Origin of the sequence: Thiolapillus sp., from assembly GCF_048562965.1 — a bacterium.
GTDB classification, from domain to species: Bacteria; Pseudomonadota; Gammaproteobacteria; order Chromatiales; family Chromatiaceae; genus Thiolapillus; species Thiolapillus brandeum_A.
Genome location: NZ_JBHNMF010000559.1, coordinates 1 through 2,030 on the forward strand (window position 1 = coordinate 1; position 2,030 = coordinate 2,030).

Sequence of the window (2,030 nt, forward strand, 5' to 3'; positions counted from 1 at the left end):
CTATTGCCGCATCTCCAGTTACCTGCAGACCATGGCAAATCAGGGATACAATCCGCTGGTCGCCATTCAAATGGCCTTTTCGGGACAGCTCTATGCTGATAGGGGTGAGTAGTTACAAATCCACCTTGCACCCATCCCTCGGTTTCTCGAAGGAATGGGGGCTTCATAGGTGCATGGGAACAGGCTTTTACGACACCCTCCGAGGAGGAGGGGACTATGCAGAGTCTTTCTTAGAATCATGGCTGTAGGTCGGGCTTCAGCCCGACAACAGCTGCCACAACGGAGAAATGTCGGGCTGAAGCCCAACCGACGGACACTTTCCGTGATCCGGGGTGGCGCAAACTCGCGACATGGAAGTCAGTCCAGCATTTCCTGCAGGGCGACAGCGTGCCGCGAGGCATTCCTTTCCAGGCGCAGGCTTTCACTGCGCACGATGCAGGCGAGGTCGTCCAGCGCATCTTCGAAGCGGTCGTTCACCACCAGGTAATCGTATTCCGCGTAGTGGGACAACTCCTTCTTTGCATCACGCATACGCCGTTCGATGATGGCGTCGTCATCCTGCCCCCGGCCACTCAGTCGCTCGCGCAGCGCCGCGATGGAAGGCGGGATGATAAAGATGGAGATCGCATCCGGAAAGGCCTTGCGCACCTGCCTGGCGCCCTGCCAGTCGATCTCCAGCACCACGTCCAGACCCTGTTCCAGCTGGGACTGCACGCCCGCCTGGCTGGTGCCGTAATAGTTGTCGAATACCTGTGCCTGCTCCAGGAAGGCGCCCTCACCGGCCAGGCGCATGAACTCGTCCACGCTCACGAAATGGTAGTGTACCCCGTCCTCTTCTCCCTGCCTGGGCGGCCGGGTAGTGTGGGACACGGAAAGCACCAGCCCGGGGTTTGCCTTCAGAAGTTCCCTGAGCAGGCTGGTCTTGCCTGCGCCCGACGGGGCCGACACGATAAAGAGATTGCCGTTATTCAATGTTCTGTACCTGTTCTCGCATTTGTTCGATGAGTACCTTCATTTCCACGGAAATGGCCGTGGACTCGCTGTCGGCAGACTTGGAACCCAGGGTATTGGCCTCGCGGTTCAGCTCCTGCATGAGGAAATCCAGCCGCCTGCCGACAGGTTCGTCCCGCTTCAGCACGTCCCGCACTTCCTGCAGGTGGGTGGACAGGCGGTCCATTTCCTCGTCCACGTCCAGGCGCTGGGCGAGCAGGGCCATCTCCTGCTCCAGACGCTGCTCGTCCAGGTTCTCAGCCACCTCGGCCAGGCGGTTGCGCAGACGTTCGCGCACCGCCTCGATGACCACGGGCATACGCTGGCGGGCCTTGTCCACCTGCGCCTGCAGCAGCTCGCAACGGCTTTCGATAAGGGCGGCGAGACGCGCTCCTTCCCGCTCGCGGGTGGCGACCAGGTCATCCAGCACTGTTTCCAGCAGGGCCATGGCCTGCGCCTGCACCGGCGTCAGGTCCGCGGCCCTGGCCACGGTCACGCCCGGCCACGCCAGTACGGCCATGATATCCGGCTCCCTGAGCAGGGATTCCCGGTTGCGGATGGCTTCCATGGCGCCGAGCAGCTGATCCAGCATAGGTTCGTTTAGTGAGATAGCGGCAATATTGGCGCCATCGGCCCTGTAGCGCAGGCCACATTCCACCTTGCCGCGGCCCAGACGCCGGGCGACGGCTTCACGCACCGCTGCATCGAGCTGCCGGAAGTCTTCCGGCAGACGGGGCTGTATCTCGAGATAGCGGTGATTTACCGAGCGCAGCTCCCACACCAGCTCGATCCCATCCTCTGTCCGGCCACCTCTTGCGAAGGACGTCATACTTCGTATCATCTGTTCCCTGCTCCACCAAATTACTGCACAAATTTCATACTCTTTATGATACTTTGGTTTATCTTGGGATGCCCTTTTTTAACTGAAGTTTCCCAGAAATTATTCAAGCCACCATGCGCAGCAGCACAGTGACCAGAGAATTTCCGGGGGGATTGCCGGGTTTGGGGCAAACCCTGGCAAAATTCTCATCCAAAGCTGC

The 2,030-nt window shown here is 60.0% G+C and carries 2 protein-coding genes; both read right to left on the reverse strand.

Annotated elements, in window-relative coordinates; translation table 11 throughout:
• Positions 1-357: 357 nt before the first annotated feature.
• Positions 358-972 (reverse strand): guanylate kinase, encoded by a 615-nt coding sequence (gene gmk, locus ACOCD2_RS17660; protein ID WP_293650201.1) that lies wholly within the window; start codon positions 970-972, stop codon positions 358-360.
• On the reverse strand, positions 965-1,831 hold the full coding sequence (locus ACOCD2_RS17665) for a YicC/YloC family endoribonuclease (protein WP_293653041.1): 867 nt from the start codon (positions 1,829-1,831) through the stop codon (positions 965-967). Before ACOCD2_RS17665 ends, gmk begins: the two co-directional genes overlap by 8 nt.
• Positions 1,832-2,030 lie beyond the last annotated feature (199 nt).